The sequence below is a fragment of the Pseudomonas sp. S8 genome, assembly GCF_050473925.1.
In the GTDB taxonomy this organism is placed as follows: domain Bacteria; phylum Pseudomonadota; class Gammaproteobacteria; order Pseudomonadales; family Pseudomonadaceae; genus Aquipseudomonas; species Aquipseudomonas parakoreensis.
Genome location: NZ_JBFDVZ010000016.1, coordinates 5530182 through 5550047, shown reverse-complemented (window position 1 = coordinate 5550047; position 19866 = coordinate 5530182). Strand labels below are relative to the sequence as shown.

The following is a 19866-nucleotide window of genomic DNA, read 5'->3' as shown; positions in this document are numbered from 1 at the left end:
GAACGCGGGGCGCCTTGCGCGCCCCGTCGATTGAGTAGAAGTTGGAACCTTAGATCGCTTTCAGCGTGCCTTTTGGCAGCGTGGCGGCGATGGCGCCCTTCTGGAACTTCATTTCCACGGTGTCGGAAACTTCCAGAACCACGAAGTCATCGGCCACTTTGGTGATCTTGCCGGCGATGCCGCCGGTGGTGACCACTTCGTCGCCCTTCGCAAGGCTGCTCAGCAGGTTCTTCTGCTCTTTGGCGCGCTTGGCCTGTGGACGCCAGATCATCAGGTAGAAGATGACCAGGAAACCGACCAGGAAAATCCACTCGAAGCCGCCGCCCATAGGCGCAGCAGCCGGTGCAGCCGCGTCAGCCATGGCATTAGAGATAAAAAAGCTCATTTAGCACTCCAGTTGCAAATGTTGAATCTTGGGGTCAGAAAACTCAGTCCAAAGGCGGAACGGGGAGCCCGCGTTTGGCGTAGAAGGCATCGACAAAGGCGGCCAATGTACCCTGTTGAATAGCCTCGCGCAAACCAGCCATCAGCACCTGATAATGGCGCAAGTTATGGATGGTATTGAGCATGCTGCCGAGCATTTCGCCGCACTTGTCCAGGTGATGCAGATAAGCGCGGGAGAAGTTCTGGCAGGTATAGCAATCGCAGGTCGGATCCAGCGGCGAATCATCATGGCGATGGAACGCGTTACGGATCTTCAGCACGCCTGTATCAATGAACAGATGCCCATTGCGGGCATTACGGGTTGGCATCACGCAATCGAACATGTCCACACCGCGGCGCACACCCTCAACCAGATCTTCCGGTTTGCCAACGCCCATAAGGTAACGAGGTTTGTCAGCGGGCATCATGCCCGGCAGATAATCCAGCACCTTGATCATCTCGTGCTTGGGCTCGCCCACCGAAAGACCGCCGATGGCCAGGCCATCGAAGCCGATCTTGTCCAGACCTTCCAGCGAGCGCATGCGCAGATCCTGATGCATGCCGCCCTGAACGATACCGAACAGCGCCGCGGTGTTGTCGCCATGCGCATTTTTCGAGCGCTGCGCCCAACGCAGCGACAGCTCCATCGAAACGCGAGCGACATCTTCGTCAGCCGGGTACGGCGTGCATTCGTCGAAGATCATCACGATGTCGGAACCGAGATCGCGCTGCACTTGCATCGATTCCTCCGGGCCCATGAACACTTTCGAGCCGTCGACCGGGGAAGCGAAGGTCACGCCCTCCTCCTTGATCTTGCGCATCGCGCCCAGGCTGAACACCTGAAAACCGCCGGAGTCGGTGAGGATCGGGCCCTTCCACTGCATGAAATCGTGCAGGTCGCCGTGCTCCTTGATCACCTCGGTGCCCGGGCGCAGCCACAGGTGGAAGGTGTTGCCCAGAATGATTTCCGCGCCGGTGGCGACGATGTCACGCGGCAACATGCCCTTGACCGTGCCGTAGGTGCCCACCGGCATGAAGGCCGGGGTCTCGACGGTGCCACGCGGGAAGGTCAGCCGACCACGACGAGCCTTCCCATCGGTGGCAAGCAGTTCAAAGGACATGCGACATTCGCGACTCATTCTGTTTCCTCTGGGCCTGTGTGTTCAGGGGCAGTCGGGGCGGGATTACGGGTGATGAACATCGCATCACCGTAGCTGAAAAAGCGGTACCCGTTGTCGACGGCGGCTTTATAAGCGGCCATGGTTTCGGGATAACCGGCGAACGCCGAAACCAGCATCAACAGCGTTGATTCCGGCAAATGGAAGTTGGTGACCAAGGCGTCGACCACATGGAACGGCCGGCCCGGGTAGATAAAGATGTCGGTCTCACCGCTGAACGGCTTGAGCACACCATCGCGCGCGGCGCTTTCCAGCGAACGCACGCTGGTGGTGCCCACGGCAATCACCCGCCCGCCACGCGCGCGGCACGCGGCAACGGCGTCGACCACATCCTGGCCGACTTCCAGCCACTCGCTGTGCATGTGGTGATCTTCGATCTTGTCGACGCGTACCGGCTGGAACGTCCCCGCACCGACGTGCAGCGTGACGAACGCGGTCTCGACGCCCTTGGCGGCAATCGCCTCCATCAGCGGCTGATCGAAATGCAGCCCCGCCGTCGGCGCCGCCACCGCACCGAGACGCTGGGCGTAAACGGTCTGATAGCGCTCGCGATCCGAGCCTTCGTCCGGGCGGTCTATATAAGGAGGCAACGGCATGTGCCCGACGCGATCGAGCAACGGCAGCACTTCTTCAGCGAAGCCCAGCTCGAACAGCGCATCGTGACGCGCGAGCATCTCGGCTTCACCACCGCCATCGATGAGGATCTTCGAACCCGGCTTCGGCGACTTGCTGGAGCGCACATGGGCCAGCACGCGGTGCGTATCGAGCACGCGTTCGATGAGAATTTCCAGCTTGCCGCCCGAGGCTTTCTGCCCGAACAGCCGCGCCGGAATCACCCGGGTATTGTTGAAGACCATCAAATCGCCCGGGCGCAAATGCTCAAGCAAATCAGTGAATTGACGGTGTGCAAGGGCGCCGCTCGGCCCATCAAGGGTCAGCAGGCGACTACCGCGACGCTCGGCCAGAGGGTGGCGGGCGATCAGCGAATCAGGAAGCTCGAAGGTAAAGTCAGCAACGCGCATGATGGGGTTCGTCTAGCAGGGCCGGAAAGTCTAGCGGAATTATCAAAAATTGACCATGAAACGTGATTGACCAACGGTAATCACCTCTCTATACTTCGCCGCCATTGAGCCCTGATGGCGGAATTGGTAGACGCGGCGGATTCAAAATCCGTTTTCGAAAGGAGTGGGAGTTCGAGTCTCCCTCGGGGCACCAAAATTGAGAAAGGTCTTGCTTAGCAAGGCCTTTTTTTTCGTCTGCAGGAAAGTGAACGCGTGGCGCTGGCCTCACGCGCCCCGCACCTCCCCGCGATTTGTTTTTGATCAGAAATCCGGTACGTGAATGCTCACAACCTGCGGGCAATTTCCTTCCAGATATAGCCATAGTTGTATTTGAGCCAGACAACCAGCGCTTTATCGAATTGCCTGCGAAACCAACTGCGCTCTCTCTCAGCAAGCCTTTCGTTGATCATGCTATTGAGCGACTCGGGATCGAAACCTGTCCAGACAGAGGGCACGGCAGCCGCAATATTGGTGAAACACACCGGTGCGACTTCTGAATAAAGGATCTCGTACAGCACACCGGGATCGATGTTCTTTACCTGACTGGCTATGTAGTCGTAATCCACAGGGAAATCGTTGAACGGATCAGAGAGTGCGACCCTTACATTTTTCAGTTCCGGCTCACTCAAAAAATGTCCCAATGCGAAAACTCCTCCAGTTCTTCATCCAGTGAGTCAGCGACCACTCCACCTGCGACGCCACCGGCAACCGATCCCACCAAAACAACAGCTATTGCACAAATGGGAGCCCCTGGACCACAGAGTGCGCTAACGCCCATACCCGCAAGAATACCGCCTACGGCACCACTGCCAACGATGATGCCTTGACGTGCTGCCTCTTTCGGTTTGTTTTCGGCATTGAGGATTTGATAAGTCGCGAGGGCCGCAGTCACCAGGACTCCGAGCTTCCCCATGATCAACATTTTCTGAGTGCCCTTCGTGAACTTCACATCGTCCCGACCGGCTGCTTCCAAAATGGTGTAGTGAACCTTTGACTGCTCTGCTGCAGTAAGGCTGTTGTAAGGTTTTTTGAAAAGTCGCTCCGAGTAGCGGTCAAAAAGAGACTGCAAAGTCCTGCCATCGGCTTTCTTCTTTTGAACAATCGCCAGACCTTGTGCAGACGTGAATTTGCGGTGTTCCATCATGATCTTGTTTCTCATTTCATGACTGAACTGCACGCCTTCTTGCGCCGTAATTTTCCCGGACTTTACGTCATCCAAGGTTTGCTGAGACATACGTTTGATGTTTTTCAGATAACTCGCCCGGACTTTTTCATCCGAAATGGCGTCCAGCGAAAACCTCAGCGCAGCGCCTTCCATCAGCTCTAAAGCGCGATCAAGGGGAGAGTCCTTCAAAGCGTGCTCACGCTGAACAACATAGCTACCGGTAACAATGTACGGTTCAGTCATAGGATGTTCCTTATCCCAGAATTTTGCTCAAAAGGCCGTCAGTGACGGAGGGGCTATCTGTAGGGGGCTCATCTTCGAACTTGAGCATCAAGCACTTTTTACCTGAGGGGTTGGTAAATTTGACTGCATTGTCTTTATCGAATATGCCGGGGAGCGAAGAGCCGTCCTCAAAATGCGCAGTGCACGATAAGCCCTCATAGCTTTCCTCGGCGGGAATCTTGAATCCAATCCATCTGGCTTGGCCGATTATCGGCTCTGGTGGAACAAAGGCGCACGGTGTGTGCGTGTCACCAATGATGACTGTGCCCGATCCGCCGATGACGATGCTGCCGTGGGTACCGCCCGTGTCGATAGTGGCGGCGTTTTTGCCATTGATGAATACGGTAGAGGACAAACCAGAGGACAACGCACTGCCGCAGGTGCAGGTATCGCCTTGGCGTGCAGCGGCCAAGCCGTTGAAAAATACGTCAGGTGAACCTGTGGCTATGGGATTAGTGCCGTGCCCTGGTAGCGGACAGCTGGACGGATCGCTCTTGCGTGCAGCTGGTTTAGCCATGATGACCTCCTGTCAAAATTTCTCACGTACAGCAAAACCTATCATAAAGTCATCGCGCCTTCCTTGACTGATCATGATCGGTTGTAGGCGGTCGCAAGCATGAAGCGAACGATGCAAAATAATGAGATTTCAGAGGCAGACCATATTTAGAAAACGTGGTCTGTCCTTTATGGAAGTGGAAAGGCTCGAAGCAGCCATTGCAGAGAGCAACCAGACCTTGAAAGATCTGCGACACCAGCAGCTACGTGCTGCACGGTTCATGTGGGCCGACCGCCTAGACAAGGCAGCTCAAGAGTTCGTCGCCATCGCAGCACACCTGCACGCCACGGAAAAGGCGATGGGACGTTCAAGCTCTCTCATTGACCTATACGTGCCACTGCATGTGCCGTTCGGACCGATGTCCATCAATGAAGATACAGTCACTGCGAAGGCAGGTGCAATTTCCATTGAGCAATTGATCGCCGCTTGATTGCCCGCGTCTCGACTATCAGTCGTGACGTTCCTCCCCCTAAACCGGAGCATCATTCGCGGAACACCAAACGTGTTCCGCGTAACTGGTGTTCCGGTTGTTCGCATTTGGTGTTCGACCTCTGAAAGCCTTTAATTACTTGGCCTCTAGCGTTTCTGTAACACATGGAACACATGGAACACCGTGTTATCGCTACCTATGGATTAGCGTTCCCCTCGCCCTTTTTCACGGCGTGAACCTTCAGCGCGAGCGGACGCGACGGATTGCTCTAGATCCGTCGATCTGCTGTGTCCGATTCCTCCCAGGCGAAGGAGTCGGAGCGTCAGATTTTACGTGTCCTCCCTAAGGGGGGCCCCTACACGGGTTATCAGACTCGCAGCTTTCCTCTAGCTGACAAAACTACAGAGATGTCCGTCTTTTTTTGCACAGCGCAGAGACCTAATGGTAAGGAGGATCGACCAGTGAAAAACTGTTCACTCGAGGCTCAGTAAAGATTTATCAATCGTTTCGGACGCTTGTCTGACCCGAATTCTCCGACTGAATGCTCAGATCCTGCTCGTGCGTCACTCAAGCACTGCTGTATATTTGTGCTAAGGATCGTGATCCCATCAGGACTGCTGAGTGACGTTCAAATGCTTTCTCATCTTGAAGGCGACCTGAAGGGATAGCTTGTAAATAACAACACTATAAACCTTACAATTTTTAATCATTTAATTTTCAAAACTAATTAATTATAGAAACACAGCAGATTCATGATGGGGAACAAATGGAAGGCTTTGCGGAATACAATACAAAACTTGAGCAAGTCTTCCACCTATGGAAAAAAGACTCTAATTCCGAATTTTCCAATCACAGTAACGTCACAGCGGCCAAAGTAAGAGAACTGATAGACATAACAACCCTACGCGAATCCGGAGTTTTTTTTACCAGCGACGCTTTGGCGGAGAAAGCGATAAACTCTTTTAACGCGCCTATAGATGATCGCGCTCTCGTCGTAGACCCCACATGTGGATCAGGAAGTCTTCTGGTTGCCGCCTCAAGAAAACTTTCTGTAATGCCTTTAGCCAGCGAAACTTTAAAAAAGTGGGGCAAACAGCTATGCGGAATTGACTTATTCCCAGAGTTTGTTTACTGCACCAAGCTGAGACTAGTATTAGAAAGTTTAGTAAGAGGAGCGAAAGCAGATAAAAGTTTATCTGAACTTTTAGATCTGCTAACCAACATTCACACTGGCGACTGCCTAGACAACATAGCCATTATCGCTAAGGCCACGCACCTCGCACTAAATCCTCCTTACAATAACTCGAAGACACCAGCGAGATATAGCTGGGCCAACGGAAAAATAAACAACGCAGCAATTTACTATTACGAGCTGTCACTTGCTCTAAAGGGCGGGTGTTCGATTTCGGCTATTCTGCCCGATGTTCTTAGAAGCGGAAGTAGGTTTGAAGCATGGCGTAACGCTGTCGAGCCCGCACTCACCCTTTCCAACGTATCAGTCGAAGGCAGATTCGACAAACAAACCGATATTGATATTTTCATCCTCAATGGACTGGTTGACCGAAAAGGCTCTAACAAAGTTGAATGGCAGACTGCGGAAACATTAGGTATCGATGGCTCTCCTAAAATTCGAGATTTCTTTGAAGTTGCAGTTGGAGCAGTCGTGCCTTACAGAGACCCTCATGAAGGAAAACTGTATGCTTACATCCATCCAAAAACTCTTCCCCGGTGGGGAGAAATAAGTAAGATCCCAGAAAGCCGGAAATTTTTAGGGAGAGCTTTCCAACCACCCTTCGTTGCTATTCGAAGAACATCTGGACCTAGAGACAGACATCGAGCCGTACCGACTCTAGTGCTAGGAAAAAGATTAGTCGCAGTCGAAAACCACCTAATCGTACTAACTCCAAGAAATGGAAGTTTAGATAAATGCCGCGAACTTTCAGAACTACTCAAAGAAAACCATGTTAATGAGTTTCTGAACAATAGAATTCGATGCCGTCACTTAACAGTATCGGCAATATCAGAAATACCATGGAGGTTTGAATGAAAGAATTGCTAGATGAGCTGCCTTTTGAGATCGCTGCTCGCTTACCTATTCAGCTCGGACGGCAAAGCATATCGAGCTCTATGGTTGCTATTTCCGAACTCATTAAAAACTCCTACGATGCCGATTCTAAAAACGTACGGCTTACATTCACTAAATCTAAAGAAGGCCTTCCATCTCTAATAATTGAAGATGATGGGGAAGGTATGTCTTACGAGGACGTTAAAGAAAATTGGCTAATTATTGGAACAAGTCATAAGACGCATCAGGATATCTCGGGAAAAGACAGAATTTACACCGGTGCCAAAGGGCTTGGCCGACTTGGCGCAGATAGACTCTGCAGAACGTTAGTTCTGCAGACCAAGCGAGAAAGTGACCAAATTGCACTGGAGCTTCAAATACAATGGGAGGCATATGAAAATGCAGAAAAGCCTCTTTCACAGATAAAGCACAAGCTATACAAACACACCAGTCAAATCCAGGACGAACATGGAAAGTTTCCCGACAATGAAAAAAATTCTGGCACGCGAATTATACTGCAGGGATTAAAAGACGATTGGAACTTAAGCCTTTTAACTGACCTTAAAAAAGAGCTATCACTTTTAATCTCTCCATTCGACGACGCTAATGACTTCTCAATTTCAATTAAATCGGATTTTCCTGAAATAGATGGAAACGTCTCAAGCTCGTCTGCCGTTGAATATGCACGCTGGGTAGTTGATGCAGAGCTTGATGGCGAGATTATTAATGCCAACTTTAAATACTCTGATGGCCGAGAGTTCAAAATCGATTCAGAAGAGTGGAAAAACTGGATTAAGGATCGCCCACCGGTACCAAGCTCTGGTCCTCTAAAGCTCAAAATGTACTTTATTCCATGGGATGCACCTGGCCTAAAGAACGTGGACTTTAGTAAGCGTAATTGGCGGGAGTTCATGAATGCGAACCAAGGGATACGTATCTATAGAGATAGATTCAGAGTACGCCCTTATGGCGAGCCCACAGGTAAAGGTGATTGGCTAGATCTTGGTATCCGTCGCGCACGTAGTCCTGGCGGGGTCAAACAAGGTGGTTGGAAAGTCGGACCGCATCAAGTTATTGGGGCAGTATTTATAGGTAGACAGACCAATCCTCTCTTGGAAGATCAAACAAATCGTGAGGGTATCGTTGAGTCAGAAGCATTTTATGACATGCGTGCTTTCTGCGTAAAAATCATTGATCGATTTGAATTATATGCTCATCAAATAGCCCGAGAAGAAGATGATGAGTCTGATACAGAAGAAAAAAAACTGCTCGCTAAAAAAGCTATCGCCGACACCACGAAAGTAGTTGAGGAACTTAAAGAATCAATCTCTAAAAATGTACAAAAAAACGTTGATGCTGGTGAGCAGAAAAATATCAGCGTTAATGAGCCTGAAACTCTAATGGTTAGAATTGCCGAGGTGGAGTCCAGGCTGGCAGAGGCCGCAGCCCGATCAAGCGAGCTGGAAATCCATTTAGAGAAAAAGGCTGAGGAGTTAGAGCATGAGAAGGATACGTTAGCTAACCTAGCATCCTTGGGAATTCTTACTGTCTGTTTTGGACATGAAGCAAAAGAATTTACGAACCTTTCATTAGTTAACGCAAAAAACCTAAAGGATAGTTTCGAAAGAGGCATCTTCATGTTAACACCTCCTTATGACGAGGAGTTCTCAAACTGCCTAAAAACGATAATCTCAAGCACAGGCTTTGTAAGAAACTTTGCATCTTTTGCCTTAGGAAACATCAAACCAGATAAAAGAAAGCGCAAAGCTGTTGATATTGGCGACGTGGCATCAGGGGTATTTAAAGCCTTAAGCGCATCATTAGAAAGGCAAAACATTGAGACAAGCGTTACGTGCGAAACCAAAAGAAAAATTGTGGCCTTTGAAATAGATCTAGAGAGCATTTTTGTCAACCTCATATCTAACTCTATATGGGCACTCAAAAAAACTGCAGTAGGCGAACGTTTTATATCCATTAACATTCACGAAAAAAACGATCACATAACTATTAGTTTTGCTGATAGCGGCTTTGGGTTAGAGTCAGGAACAGAAGAGCAAATCTTCCAACCGATGTATAGCACTCGACTCGACAGAAAAGGCTCGGTTGAGGGCACAGGTATGGGGCTTTCCATTGTCAAAAGTTTTGTAGACAACCATACAGGTGGGAATATTTCCGCAACACCAAAAGGAAGACTTGGCGGAGCAGAATTTACAATCAACATACCATTGACCACAAACAACAAGGCCTGACTTCATGGAAAAGAATGTTGTGCTATATATTGATGAGGAGCAAAACGCTCTAGACTCTTACGGCCGGGAACTAAGAAAAAATTTGCCTCCAGAACTAGAGATCATTTGCGCATTACCTCAGCCCACGCTTCCTTTAATGCTCAAATTTATCTGCAGCATGCGCCCTCGAATTGCTTCCATCGTTGTCGATGAGCACCTCGAGGTCGCGGGAACTGCTGACTATATAGGAAGCCAATTAGCAGATGCCTATAGACAGCTTGACAGCAAAATCCCTATATACATTCTCAGCAATCATCCAGACGAAATAGATGACAACTTAGAAAGTGTTGAGTACATATTAAGTAAGGATGATTTTGCTGATGGAGGCGCAGCGCTGGAAAGTGCCATCAAACGTATGGTCCGCCACATCAATGCTTACGAACAAATTGTAGATGAGCGCGAACAGCGCTTTGTACTTTTATTAAAGAAGTATGTTTTATCTGAAATTTCAACAGAAGAAGCAAAAGAGCTAAACGAGTTAAAATTCTGGCGAGAAGCTCCCGCAGCCATTGAAGAATCGACCATGACCATGGAGCTCAAAAGAAAACTAGACGAACAGGAAGACACATTAAACAACATAGAAAAACTACTTTCGGGTAAAAAATAAAATGTTCTACCCCATACTCACTCGTCGACCTAATTACTCAAGAAAAACTGACGGCAGCTATTACGCAGATTACCACCATTACTTCACAGAAATAAAAGAAGACTGCCAAGAACGCTGTGTTTATTGTGACGCACTGCTTTCAGAGCACGGGAATGAAGGTTTTCACATCGACCACTTCAGGCCATATGTGCACTTTGCAGATTTAAAGAGCGACCCAAATAATTTAGTTTTAGCCTGTTCCAAATGCAACATATGGAAATCAAAAAACTGGCCGCAAAACATGTACTTCCATGTGCATGCATCCCACGACGGTACTATTGGCTTTATTGACCCATTCCTAGAACCATTATCCAATTACTTCAGAGTAGAACAATCAGGAAAGCTTTTAACAACAGGAGCAGTCGCGAAATACATGCTTGAAATTTTACACCTTAACAGAGAATCAAGAATTCAGTTAAGACGGAAGAGAACTATTCTTCATAAAGCTATGCAGCTCAATAAAGTTGTCGACCAAAAATTAAAAGAATTAGTTGAATACATGCAGACCGATGACTTTGACAGAGATATCGCACGAAACATGGCCACCTCACTACGCGAAGTGAAAGACTTATTAACCGATGCTCTAAATATGCTTCACAAAAGAGTTTCGTAGGGTTTTCGCACGAAAAGCGTAGGTTGCCTCAGGTCTCATAAGCCTCTTGCTGCACTACTCTATCTGCAGGAAACGCATCGCCTCCGGCCTAGTCATCAACTGCTACCTGGTATTTCATGAATGGAATCGTCATCCCAGAAACGCGCCTTTCGTACCCCTGAAAGTATTCAAGCAGAGAAGAACACGCGGGGGATGCTCAAGCCTTTCTTGGAAAGCAGAGGATTCACTGACGTTACTGACGTTCGTATAGGACAGTCTCAGTTGCTTTCCGCTAGAAGCCCTGAGGGCAGATTCTTTAAGGCACGAGTTCGATTGTGCTGGCGCTGGGAGGATCATCAAGAAAAATATTCTGCGGCGCAGCTACGCGCCCGTTTAAGCCATGGAGACTGGGATAAAACAATTGCCGAAATCGTTGATCGCGAAGCCCCGCGAGGTATTACCCACGCACTTCTGGTGCAACGCTTTGGCAGTGATATTGTATTTGCCGCGTTGATTCCCGTGTCCGCCATGACAGGGATTATCAACGAGCAGAAAAAGGTCAGCGCTGAACTCATAGCGGCAGGAAGGTTAGGGCGTCTCAAGAAAAATCATGCTGTCAATGGAGGCAGTCCCACGATGTGGCTGATGGATAGCCGATTTGAGGAGGCGCACAAAGTCGCCGATGTCCTGTGGAAGTGGGAGGGGGTGGAGGATCTCGCCAAACGACCGCTTTTCAAAGATCTCATTGGAGGCATTGACGACACAGTCAACGACCTGCCGGGACTTGATTTATCGCTCTTAGGCCGTGATGAAGCGTCACGTTTTCAAGCGACGGTGTCTAGGGTAGCTAGAGATCCGAATGTCCGAAAAGCTGTGATCGAGCGTTGCAATGGACGCTGCGAACGCCCAGGATGCGGAGCGAGTCGTCCTTATGCTGGCTTTCTCGATGTACACCACATTTTTGGTGTTGAGGTTAGTGATCGAGTTTTTAATTGCGTTGCTCTTTGCCCAAATTGCCATAGAGATGCACACTTCTCGGTGGATCGGGAAAAGTTGAATAATTCATTGTTGTTGATAGCTCAGCATTACCTTCAGAAGCTATCTGATGCACCATAGGATAGCCAGTAGGGCTAGCGTTGTATCCCCACTTGTATCCCTTTACCGATAAATGCTCTGAAGACCACAGATTATATGGTGCAGTCGAGTCTCCCTCGGGCACCAAAATCAAGAAAGGTCTTGCTTAGCAAGGCCTTTTTTTTCGTCTGTCGGAAAGTGGCTGCTGTTGCAGGAGCTGCCGAAGGCTGCGATCTTTTGATCTTCCTCTGTTTCACCAACAGGACATCTCAAAGGATTCATTTGCATGGAAACGTCACTGGAAACCGTCGCCCTGTTCTCCCTCAAACTCGCTTACGAGGAGGAGGGCCTGAGCCCGATTCTGCGGGATGACATGGTCATGGGTGACTATCAGAAAGACGTGTTCGAACTGCTGGTGCGCCGCGGAGATGTCGAGACCATCCAGTTCAAGATGAACGAGTGCCTGGGCTTGGCGATGGATGCGTTGGGCGGGGTCGAGAAACCGTTGGGGCGGGAGCTGCACAAGCTGTCAGCCGATTTCCGTCAGGCGCAGTCGCTGGAGCAGCTTGATCAGCCGCTCCTCGCGCTCAAGGGTTATTTGAAGGACATTCTGTAATCAGACGCGCAATCTGTAGAAACAGCCCTGGGATTACTGCCGCACTTTTACTACTCGAATGTCGACGGGAAACCCACCTGGCCCTTCCAGCTTCTTCCATCCCACGTATTGAAAAATCGCTTCCTGATCGATGGTCTCGCCCCTCTCCACCATCTCTCCGCCAAGCACCGCGACCTCTTTATAGACGGCGCAGTTGCCCTCATCGGGATGGGCGGTGTAGATCACATAGGGTTTGACGTATCTCACGGCGCGGAAATGTCGGCCGCAGCCCCAATCGACCGTGATCATCAACGTCTTCAGATACGCTTCGCCATCCGTTTCCGAATCCTCGGCGAGTTCCTTGAGCTTGCCAAGTCCGCCGACGTCGCTAAAGCCTAGATCGAGGGCGCGCTTGTATTCCGGGGACTTCTCGTGCTCGGCCTGAGCCTTGAAGTATTGCTGTTGAAGCTCCGCGACCAGTACCTCCTCTTCCTTGTTCCGGATCACGAACGCTTGAGCAATGACGTTTTCACAACGGGCATATTCAGGAGAGGTAAGGCTTTCCTGGGAGAGGTGATTGCGATGGACATAAACAGTGCGATTCAAACTGTCGACGCGGTCCATCGCTTGCCTGGTAGTCATGACCCCTTTTTGAACGTTGTTCACTACTTGCTGAAAACGCTCGCAATCGGCGAGGTACTCCTTCCAGGCGACCTCTGGGGTTTCATCCCAGTCGGCAAGCGCCGGGGTCATTACGATGGCGAGAAGGAACGCGCCGAGCAGGCGCGGTGTAAAAGAAACATTCGGCATGCGTAGTCCGTTACGTGTTTGAAGAAAGTGGCGCGAAGCTACTATTTTGCTATCTTGCCGTCCACTGTCGGCAAGCTGCCGAGCGTTTGTACCGCGACTGGCTTCGAAGGATGGATACGATGGATGTAGCGTTTTTCTTTATCGCCTGGATAGGCATGTGGGTCTGGGTCGTCAGGCAGCGTGGTGCGTGGAATCTGCTGCTCGCCAATGTGTTGGGCGCGGCCAGCGGCATGATTGTCGGCCTGGTGGTTTCGCAGCTTTGCGTCGGTCTGTTCGGCTCCAGCCGGCCACCGGTCCCGGGGGTCATGGGATCGCTTCTGGAAATGCTCGCAACCGCTGCGGCGCTGAGTGGCGTATGGATGCTGGTGGCCCGTCGCTCGCAAGTCGAACATCCCGTTGCGCGTCAGCTGCTGGCCGGCCTTTGCGGCGTTGTGGCCGGCATCACGGCGATCATGTTTTTTGTTCAGATCAATCCGCCCAATCTCGGCATGTGAATGTCTTCGTGGCGTCAGACCTCTATTTTGATATCTTGCCGTCCATCTTCAGCACTCACCGCCAGTGAGTGCTGTTTGGCAGGCTATTGAAGGGTTAAGGAAAGGATCGAATGGAGTTTCTGAGTTTTCTGGCATTTGTTGCGGCCTGGGGTTTGATGTGGCGCTGGGTGGTGAAAAACCGCGGCAGCTGGAATCTGTTTTACGGCAACATCGTTGGCGCGGCGGGTGGTTTTATCGTCGGCATGGTGGTGCTGTCGATCTTCCTGTCGTTGTTCCCGTCGGCGCATAAGCCCAAACGGGCGCCCACCGAAGAGGTGATCACCCAGAACGAAGTGACCACCAGTCTGCTGCCGGAAGCCGAGTCGGATTCGACGCCCGTGGCATTGGAAAATGCTCCGGGGTTCGCCGCTATCGAGCCAGACAATCAGCCTTCGCCGCCCGACTCCGCACTGCTGCCGAACTACGCCAACCGGGCACCGAAATCGATGGCGGAAAAAACCGTTCTGGATCAGAGCGACGCGCAGGGCCGCAAAGCGTTCAGCGCGCTGCGCGACAAACTTGCTCAGAATGCCGACAGCGACAAATCGATGCTCGCGTATGTCATGTGCAGCCCTTACGTGACCGGTACCTTGCGCTTCCCGGCGTCGGCGCGCTTCGCTGACAGCACCGCCGTGGTCACCCAACGCTTCAAGGGCCAGGTCTACACCCTCAGCAACAAGGTCACCGCGCGCAACATGAATGGCGATGACGTCACTTATCGCTTCGAGTGCTCGGTGCAGGAGCAACCTGCTACCAGCGAATGGCGACTGCTGGCGCTGAAGCTGCAGAAGGCTGACGCTTAAGCCTCGTTTAAGGGTTCAAGGCGCCGGCTGCGCTATCATCGCCAGCCTGTGCGCCTTGAGTTTTGCCTGCGAATGTCCTCGATACCTGCTGACCTGAATCCGTTGCCTCCTGTCTTGGCCGGCCCCCTGCTGCGCCGGTTGGAACCGACGCGAATCGTTCTGTGGCTGGTCGGCACCCGCGCACTGGCGCTGACCCTGCGCCTGCAAGGTGTAGGAGACATCCCTCTCGATGCCGGGAAATGCACGATCATCCCCGTCGGCCGTTACGCGTTTGTCCATCTGATCGACGTTGTACTCGACAGCGCCCTGCCCTGCGACACGCGCATCGACTACGACCTGTTGATCGACGGCCACTCGCCCATCGCCGAATGGGCGTCGCACCTGCTGTACGCTAACGCTCGTTGTCCGAACCTTGTCGTGCGTTCGCGGATCGATCAGTTGCTGCACGGCTCCTGCCGCAAGCCGCATCATCCGGCGGCAGACGGTCTGCTGTGCGTTGACCAACTGCTGTCCAGCGAAACCGATCCGCAGCAACGCCCGACCCTGCTGATGATGAGCGGCGACCAGGTTTACGCCGACGATGTGGCCGGCCCGATGCTGCGGGCGATTCATGCGTTGATCGAGCGCCTCGGCCTGTTCGACGAACACCTCGAAGGTGCCGTGGTCAGCGACAGCGCCAAGCTCTACCAACACCCGACCAGTTACTACCACCGTGCGGATTTGTTACCGGCGCTGGAGAGCAACGAGACCTTGCGCGAGCGATTTTTCGGCGGTGCGCGTAAGCCGATTTTCACCAGCAACAGCGCCGACAACCACCTGGTGACCTTCGCCGAAGTGATGGCGATGTACTTGCTGGTATGGTCACCCGTTGCGTGGACGCTGATCAATCCCGCGACTCCATCGCTGACGCCTGAACGCTTGCAGCGCTACACCCTGGAGCAAACCCGCATCGATGGCTTCAAGGCCGGTTTGGGCAACGTCGCCCGAGCCTTGGCGCATCTGCCGAGCCTGATGATTTTCGACGATCATGACATCACCGATGACTGGAATCTTTCCGCGCAATGGGAGGAAACCGCCTACGGCCATCCGTTCTCCAAACGCATCATCGGCAATGCGTTGATCGCCTACATGCTGTGTCAGGGCTGGGGCAACAATCCCGATGCGTTCAAGGATGTGCTGGGGAAAACCCTGGGGCTGAGCGCCAGCGGTGATGACCAGTATCTCGACAGCCCGGTGCAGGACGCGCTGATCGATGATTTGCTGCGCTTTCAGCATTGGCATTTCGTGTTGCCGAGCAGCCCGGCGCTGGTGGTGCTCGACACCCGTACCCGGCGCTGGCGCAGCGAGATGGCACTCAAGCAACCCTCGGGGCTACTGGATTGGGAGGCGCTGTGCGAGCTGCAGCAGGAACTGCTGGATCATCCGTCGGCGATCATCGTGTCCCCCGCACCGATCTTCGGCGTGAAGCTGATCGAAACCGTGCAGAAGGTTTTCAGCTGGTTTGGTTATCCGCTGCTGGTCGACGCGGAAAACTGGATGGCCCACCGTGGCGCCGCGCAGGTGATCCTGAACATTTTCCGACACACCCGCACACCCGGAAACTACGTGGTGCTGTCCGGTGACGTGCATTACTCCTTCGTCTACGAAGTGCTTATCCGACACCGCAAAGCCGGGCCACGGATCTGGCAGATCACCAGCAGCGGGATCAAGAACGAGTTTCCGAAAACCCTGCTGGAATGGTTCGACCGCCTCAACCGCTGGCTCTATTCGCCGCGCTCACCGTTGAACTGGTTTACCAAACGCCGACGCATGCGCATCGTGCCCTATACGCCGGAACATGCCGAAGCGGGGGAGCGGCTGTGGAATTCAGCGGGGATCGGCCAGGTGTTTTTCAATGCGCAGGGACAGCCGAGCGAGATCATTCAGCACAATTCGAACGGGGCGGCGAAGACGCGGATGCTGGCGCCGGAGTTGGGGGATTATCCGGACTAACCAAAAGTGTTTTTCCTACATTGGGAGCACCAGATGACCACGACGCGGCGGTTTCTCACTGCCAGCGACAGTGGATGAGGATTACAACCATCTCAGAAACGTCCCCAGAGTTCTTTAGCCATACTGAATGTGCTCGCAGTAACCCCTTCTGCGAAACAACCACTGGTAGGTATCGCCTTGTCATCATGTACTCATTTCTGTACGTTCTTTGCATCCAGCGAGGACTACGACATGCAAACCATCAACTACACCACCGCCCGTGCGCATTTGGCCGAAACGATGGATCGCGTTAACGAAGACCGGGCTCCCCTTCTGGTCACACGCCAAAAAGGCGAGCCCGTCGTGATGATGTCTCTGGCTGAATACAACGCACTTGAAGAAACGGCCTACTTGCTCCGCTCTCCAGCCAACGCCGAACGGTTGATCAAATCGATTGGCGAAATGCGTGCCGGAAAAGCCAAAGTCAGGCAATTGATCGAAGAATGAAAATCGAGTTCACGCCATCAGGCTGGGAAGACTACTTGTGGTTTCAGCAGAACGATAAGGCCGGACTCAAACGTATCAATCTGTTGATAAAGGCAATCCAGCGCGAACCGTTTGAAGGGATCGGCAAGCCCGAGCCGCTCAAACACAACATGAGCGGCTTTTGGTCCAGACGAATAACGGGTGAGCATCGTTTGGTCTACAGCATCGAAGGCGGTGAGATTTGCGTCATTAGTTGCAAATACCACTACTGAATGATGTGCCCCACACCTCTGACAATCATCCCCACCTCCCGCTCATCAATCGTCAGCGGCGGCAGCAGCCGTATCGTCTTGCCCCGTGTCACGTTGATCAGCAGCCCATGATCCCGCGCCGCGATCAGCGTCAGATCGCGAATCGGCTGTTTCAACTCGATGCCGATCATCAAGCCCTGCCCACGAATCGCCATCACGTTGGGGTTGTCTGCCAGTTCGGCGCGCAGGCGGGTCAGCAGGCGCTCGCCCTGTACCCGGACATTTTCCAGCAAGCCTTGCTCTTCGATGATGTCCAGCACCGTGCAGCCGACCCGGCAGGCCAGCGGGTTGCCGCCGAAGGTGCTGCCATGGCTGCCGGGGGTGAACAGGTCCGCCGCTCTGCCCCGTGCCAGACAGGCGCCAATCGGCACGCCGTTGCCGAGGCCTTTGGCCAAGGTCATGACGTCCGGCACGATGCCTTCATGCTGGAACGCAAACCACTGGCCGGTGCGGCCGATGCCGGTCTGGATCTCGTCGAGCATCAGCAGCCAGGCGTGCCGATTGCACATTTCGCGCAGGGCTTTGAGGTAGCCGGGCGGCGCCAGTTGCACACCGCTTTCGCCCTGGATCGGCTCGACCAGAATCGCCACGATACGCGCGCCGTGCTTTTGCTGCAGCTGATCCAGCGCCGCCAGATCACCAAAGGGCACTTTGGCGAAATCCCCCGGCAGATCATTGAAACCCAACCGCACCGCCGGGCCATCGCTGGCCGACAAAGTGCCTAACGTGCGGCCATGAAACGCGTTGGCCATGACCACCACCAGCGGCTGTTCGATACCTTTGCGCCAGCCGTATAACCGAGCCAGTTTCAGCGCAGTTTCATTGGCCTCGGCGCCGGAGTTGTTGAAGAACGCCCGCTCCATTCCCGACAGCTGCGTGAGTTTGCGCGCCAGTTGTTGCTGCCAGTCGATGCTGTACAGGTTGGAGGTGTGCAGCAGCATTGCGGCCTGTTCGCTGATGGCAGCGACGATGCGCGGATGCGAGTGCCCGACATTGGTCACCGCGACGCCTGCGACGGCATCCAGGTATTCACGACCGGCCTGATCCCACAGGCGAGTGCCCAGGCCTCTGGTGAAACTCAAGGCCAGCGGTTGGTAGGTGTTCATCAGGGCGGCGGTCATGACTTCAAACTCCAGTGAAGGTCGGTGTGTTTGCAGTATGGTTAGCCACCAGAACTGGATAAACTCGGCAAAACTTCAATCATTTAACAGCAGAGCTTGATAATGGACCTGTTGCAGGCGATGAGCGTCTACGTGAAGGTCGTGGAAGCCGGAAGCATGACGGCGGCTGCGTTGCAGTGTGAAATGTCCACGACCATGGTCGGAAATCACCTGCGCGCACTGGAGCAACGGCTCGGCGTGCAACTGCTGCAGCGCACCACCCGCCGCCAGCGACTGACCGAATTCGGCAGCGTTTACTATCAGCGCTGCCTCGACGTTCTGGGTTTGGTGGCCGACTCCGAACGCCTCGCCGAACAGGCCCTTGATGAACCCCGTGGCCTGCTGCGCATCACCGCGCCGCTGACCTTTGGCGTCGAACGTCTGGCCCCGGCACTCAGCGAGTTTTCCCTGCAATACCCGCAGGTGAAAATGGATGTGGTGCTGACTAACAGCCGACCGGACCTGCTGGAAAGTGGCCTCGACGTGGCATTTCGACTGGGGCATTTCGAGCAGTCGAACCTGATCGCCCGGCCGCTGATCGACTACACCCTCACCGTGTGCGCCTCGCCGGCCTACGTCGCCCGGCGCGGCATGCCGATCACCCCGCAAGAACTGCAGCAACACGACTGCCTGTCGTTCGCCTACCCTGCCGGCGACGACTGGCAATCGGTGGAAAAACGCTGGCGCCTCAGCGGCCCGCACGGCGAGATTCTGGTGGATGTCAGCGGCCCGATGCTGATGAACACCTCGGCCGGCCTGCATCAGGCAGCGCGCACCGGCATGGGCATCGTCATGCTGCCGGACGCGCTGGTGGAACAGGACCTGCGCGACGGCAAACTGGTGACGGTGATCCCCGATTACCAGCCACCAAGCCGTCCGTTGCATTTGCTGTACGCGCCGGATCGTTATCGTTTGCCCAAACTGCGGCGCTTCGTCGAATTCGCGATGAAAACCTGGGGCAGAGCCTGACTTGGTTGCTATCGACTACGCTCCGGTGATTGCCGACAAGGATGCTGCCACGTGATGAAGAACGACCTTACCGTACGCGATCTGTTGCCCGACGAAGTGGAGCCAGTTCGGCTGTTTCTCGGCCTACATGGCTGGGGACACCGGACAGGCTCCGGCGACTACTTCACTCAACTGATCGAAAACTCGCAACGCACTGCCGTCGCACTGAGCGACGAAAAAATCATCGGTTTTGCCCGAGGCATCACCGATGGTTTGTCCAACGGTTATCTGTCGATGGTGGTGGTTGATGGCCAGCATCGGCGCGCCGGCGTCGGGCGCGCACTGGTCGAGCATGTCATGGGGGACAACCCCGAGATCACTTGGGTACTGCGCGCCGGGCGCGAAGGTGCGGAGGCGTTTTTTGCCAGTTTGGGGTTTGAAACATCGGTGATTGCCATGGAGCGACCAAGGCTCAAGCAACACGTCTGA

22 protein-coding genes and 1 tRNA gene are annotated in these 19866 nt (G+C 53.3%); 15 read left to right on the top strand and 8 right to left on the bottom strand.

All coding sequences use genetic code 11. The features are described from left to right. Positions 1-49: 49 nt before the first annotated feature. From yajC to queA, 3 genes are read right to left on the bottom strand one after another with little or no spacing between them, the layout of a single operon-like run. A complete protein-coding gene (gene yajC, locus AB1J88_RS26330) occupies positions 50-385 on the bottom strand; it encodes a preprotein translocase subunit YajC (protein WP_041071802.1) in 336 nt (111 codons plus the stop codon). A 43-nt stretch (positions 386-428) separates the two neighbouring features. Continuing rightward, a complete protein-coding gene (gene tgt, locus AB1J88_RS26325; protein WP_161794909.1) occupies positions 429-1544 on the bottom strand; it encodes a tRNA guanosine(34) transglycosylase Tgt in 1116 nt (371 codons plus the stop codon). A 14-nt stretch (positions 1545-1558) separates the two neighbouring features. Next, the gene (gene queA / locus AB1J88_RS26320; RefSeq protein ID WP_086791702.1) at positions 1559-2623 is read right to left on the bottom strand and encodes a tRNA preQ1(34) S-adenosylmethionine ribosyltransferase-isomerase QueA; all 1065 of its coding nucleotides are present in this window, start codon (positions 2621-2623) and stop codon (positions 1559-1561) included. Positions 2624-2731: 108 nt separating this feature from the next. Between queA and AB1J88_RS26315 the strand changes: the two genes are divergently transcribed. Next, positions 2732-2816: transfer RNA gene (locus AB1J88_RS26315), tRNA-Leu, on the top strand. Between the two features lie 130 nt (positions 2817-2946). On the opposite strand, the gene AB1J88_RS26310 is transcribed toward AB1J88_RS26315, so the two are convergent. From AB1J88_RS26310 to AB1J88_RS26300, 3 genes are read right to left on the bottom strand one after another with little or no spacing between them, the layout of a single operon-like run. After that, complete coding sequence (locus AB1J88_RS26310; RefSeq protein WP_430292291.1) at positions 2947-3303, bottom strand: DUF7079 family protein; 357 nt, start codon at positions 3301-3303, stop codon at positions 2947-2949. Continuing rightward, positions 3288-4070 carry a hypothetical protein gene (locus AB1J88_RS26305; RefSeq protein WP_430292290.1) on the bottom strand — a complete coding sequence of 261 codons (783 nt, stop codon included), beginning with the start codon at positions 4068-4070 and terminating at the stop codon, positions 3288-3290. The genes AB1J88_RS26310 and AB1J88_RS26305 overlap by 16 nt, the downstream gene beginning before the upstream one ends. A gap of 10 nt (positions 4071-4080) precedes the next feature. Further along, complete coding sequence (locus AB1J88_RS26300) at positions 4081-4626, bottom strand: PAAR domain-containing protein (RefSeq protein ID WP_430292289.1); 546 nt, start codon at positions 4624-4626, stop codon at positions 4081-4083. A 121-nt stretch (positions 4627-4747) separates the two neighbouring features. On the opposite strand from AB1J88_RS26300, the gene AB1J88_RS26295 reads away from it, so the two are divergent. From AB1J88_RS26295 to AB1J88_RS26265, 7 genes are all read left to right on the top strand, one after another. Continuing rightward, entirely contained in the window at positions 4748-5095 is a 348-nt protein-coding gene (locus AB1J88_RS26295; protein ID WP_430292287.1) for a hypothetical protein, read from the top strand. A 766-nt stretch (positions 5096-5861) separates the two neighbouring features. After that, a complete protein-coding gene (locus tag AB1J88_RS26290) occupies positions 5862-7142 on the top strand; it encodes an N-6 DNA methylase (protein WP_430292286.1) in 1281 nt (426 codons plus the stop codon). Continuing rightward, positions 7139-9409, top strand: coding sequence for a sensor histidine kinase (locus AB1J88_RS26285; protein WP_430292285.1), 2271 nt, complete (start codon positions 7139-7141; stop codon positions 9407-9409). The genes AB1J88_RS26290 and AB1J88_RS26285 overlap by 4 nt, the downstream gene beginning before the upstream one ends. A 4-nt stretch (positions 9410-9413) precedes the next feature. After that, positions 9414-10055, top strand: coding sequence for a hypothetical protein (locus tag AB1J88_RS26280; RefSeq protein WP_430292283.1), 642 nt, complete (start codon positions 9414-9416; stop codon positions 10053-10055). Between the two features lies 1 nt (position 10056). Then, on the top strand, positions 10057-10707 hold the full coding sequence (locus AB1J88_RS26275) for an HNH endonuclease (protein ID WP_430292282.1): 651 nt from the start codon (positions 10057-10059) through the stop codon (positions 10705-10707). A gap of 120 nt (positions 10708-10827) precedes the next feature. Further along, a complete protein-coding gene (locus AB1J88_RS26270) occupies positions 10828-11802 on the top strand; it encodes an HNH endonuclease (RefSeq protein WP_430292281.1) in 975 nt (324 codons plus the stop codon). Between the two features lie 244 nt (positions 11803-12046). After that, positions 12047-12376: a hypothetical protein gene (locus AB1J88_RS26265; protein WP_103369541.1), complete on the top strand. Its 330-nt coding sequence runs from the start codon at positions 12047-12049 to the stop codon at positions 12374-12376. Positions 12377-12409: 33 nt separating this feature from the next. On the opposite strand, the gene AB1J88_RS26260 is transcribed toward AB1J88_RS26265, so the two are convergent. Further along, entirely contained in the window at positions 12410-13165 is a 756-nt protein-coding gene (locus AB1J88_RS26260) for a hypothetical protein (protein WP_430292279.1), read from the bottom strand. Between the two features lie 14 nt (positions 13166-13179). Here AB1J88_RS26260 and AB1J88_RS26255 point away from each other — a divergent pair, with 14 nt between their 5' ends. The 5 genes from AB1J88_RS26255 to AB1J88_RS26235 all read left to right on the top strand — a co-directional run bounded on the left by AB1J88_RS26255 (position 13180) and on the right by AB1J88_RS26235 (position 17230). Then, positions 13180-13659, top strand: a complete 480-nt coding sequence (locus AB1J88_RS26255) for a hypothetical protein (protein WP_430292278.1) — start codon at positions 13180-13182, stop codon at positions 13657-13659. A gap of 110 nt (positions 13660-13769) precedes the next feature. Then, entirely contained in the window at positions 13770-14501 is a 732-nt protein-coding gene (locus AB1J88_RS26250; protein ID WP_430292276.1) for a hypothetical protein, read from the top strand. A gap of 72 nt (positions 14502-14573) precedes the next feature. Continuing rightward, positions 14574-16493 carry an alkaline phosphatase D family protein gene (locus tag AB1J88_RS26245; protein WP_430292274.1) on the top strand — a complete coding sequence of 640 codons (1920 nt, stop codon included), beginning with the start codon at positions 14574-14576 and terminating at the stop codon, positions 16491-16493. 231 nt (positions 16494-16724) lie between these two features. Continuing rightward, positions 16725-16979 (top strand): type II toxin-antitoxin system prevent-host-death family antitoxin, encoded by a 255-nt coding sequence (locus AB1J88_RS26240; RefSeq protein WP_086791676.1) that lies wholly within the window; start codon positions 16725-16727, stop codon positions 16977-16979. After that, entirely contained in the window at positions 16976-17230 is a 255-nt protein-coding gene (locus tag AB1J88_RS26235; RefSeq protein ID WP_086791674.1) for a Txe/YoeB family addiction module toxin, read from the top strand. The genes AB1J88_RS26240 and AB1J88_RS26235 overlap by 4 nt, the downstream gene beginning before the upstream one ends. On the opposite strand, the gene AB1J88_RS26230 is transcribed toward AB1J88_RS26235, so the two are convergent. Continuing rightward, entirely contained in the window at positions 17224-18390 is a 1167-nt protein-coding gene (locus tag AB1J88_RS26230; protein ID WP_430292273.1) for an aspartate aminotransferase family protein, read from the bottom strand. The genes AB1J88_RS26235 and AB1J88_RS26230 overlap by 7 nt on opposite strands. A 102-nt stretch (positions 18391-18492) precedes the next feature. Between AB1J88_RS26230 and AB1J88_RS26225 the strand changes: the two genes are divergently transcribed. Both AB1J88_RS26225 and AB1J88_RS26220 read left to right on the top strand, forming a co-directional pair. After that, positions 18493-19398, top strand: a complete 906-nt coding sequence (locus tag AB1J88_RS26225) for a LysR family transcriptional regulator (protein ID WP_041071775.1) — start codon at positions 18493-18495, stop codon at positions 19396-19398. A 54-nt stretch (positions 19399-19452) separates the two neighbouring features. Further along, complete coding sequence (locus tag AB1J88_RS26220) at positions 19453-19866, top strand: GNAT family N-acetyltransferase (protein ID WP_430292271.1); 414 nt, start codon at positions 19453-19455, stop codon at positions 19864-19866.

Coding starts and splice junctions, on each gene's coding strand:
- AB1J88_RS26270 (WP_430292281.1), top strand. CDS start 10,828: ATGGAATCGTCATCCCAGAAACGCGCCTTTCGTACCCCTGAAAGTATT.
- AB1J88_RS26295 (WP_430292287.1), top strand. CDS start 4,748: ATGAGATTTCAGAGGCAGACCATATTTAGAAAACGTGGTCTGTCCTTT.
- AB1J88_RS26220 (WP_430292271.1), top strand. CDS start 19,453: ATGAAGAACGACCTTACCGTACGCGATCTGTTGCCCGACGAAGTGGAG.
- AB1J88_RS26305 (WP_430292290.1), bottom strand. CDS start 4,070: ATGACTGAACCGTACATTGTTACCGGTAGCTATGTTGTTCAGCGTGAG.
- AB1J88_RS26260 (WP_430292279.1), bottom strand. CDS start 13,165: ATGCCGAATGTTTCTTTTACACCGCGCCTGCTCGGCGCGTTCCTTCTC.
- AB1J88_RS26230 (WP_430292273.1), bottom strand. CDS start 18,390: ATGACCGCCGCCCTGATGAACACCTACCAACCGCTGGCCTTGAGTTTC.
- AB1J88_RS26235 (WP_086791674.1), top strand. CDS start 16,976: ATGAAAATCGAGTTCACGCCATCAGGCTGGGAAGACTACTTGTGGTTT.
- AB1J88_RS26240 (WP_086791676.1), top strand. CDS start 16,725: ATGCAAACCATCAACTACACCACCGCCCGTGCGCATTTGGCCGAAACG.
- AB1J88_RS26290 (WP_430292286.1), top strand. CDS start 5,862: ATGGAAGGCTTTGCGGAATACAATACAAAACTTGAGCAAGTCTTCCAC.
- tgt (WP_161794909.1), bottom strand. CDS start 1,544: ATGTCCTTTGAACTGCTTGCCACCGATGGGAAGGCTCGTCGTGGTCGG.
- queA (WP_086791702.1), bottom strand. CDS start 2,623: ATGCGCGTTGCTGACTTTACCTTCGAGCTTCCTGATTCGCTGATCGCC.
- AB1J88_RS26285 (WP_430292285.1), top strand. CDS start 7,139: ATGAAAGAATTGCTAGATGAGCTGCCTTTTGAGATCGCTGCTCGCTTA.
- AB1J88_RS26250 (WP_430292276.1), top strand. CDS start 13,770: ATGGAGTTTCTGAGTTTTCTGGCATTTGTTGCGGCCTGGGGTTTGATG.
- yajC (WP_041071802.1), bottom strand. CDS start 385: ATGAGCTTTTTTATCTCTAATGCCATGGCTGACGCGGCTGCACCGGCT.
- AB1J88_RS26245 (WP_430292274.1), top strand. CDS start 14,574: ATGTCCTCGATACCTGCTGACCTGAATCCGTTGCCTCCTGTCTTGGCC.
- AB1J88_RS26280 (WP_430292283.1), top strand. CDS start 9,414: ATGGAAAAGAATGTTGTGCTATATATTGATGAGGAGCAAAACGCTCTA.
- AB1J88_RS26265 (WP_103369541.1), top strand. CDS start 12,047: ATGGAAACGTCACTGGAAACCGTCGCCCTGTTCTCCCTCAAACTCGCT.
- AB1J88_RS26275 (WP_430292282.1), top strand. CDS start 10,057: ATGTTCTACCCCATACTCACTCGTCGACCTAATTACTCAAGAAAAACT.
- AB1J88_RS26225 (WP_041071775.1), top strand. CDS start 18,493: ATGGACCTGTTGCAGGCGATGAGCGTCTACGTGAAGGTCGTGGAAGCC.
- AB1J88_RS26300 (WP_430292289.1), bottom strand. CDS start 4,626: ATGGCTAAACCAGCTGCACGCAAGAGCGATCCGTCCAGCTGTCCGCTA.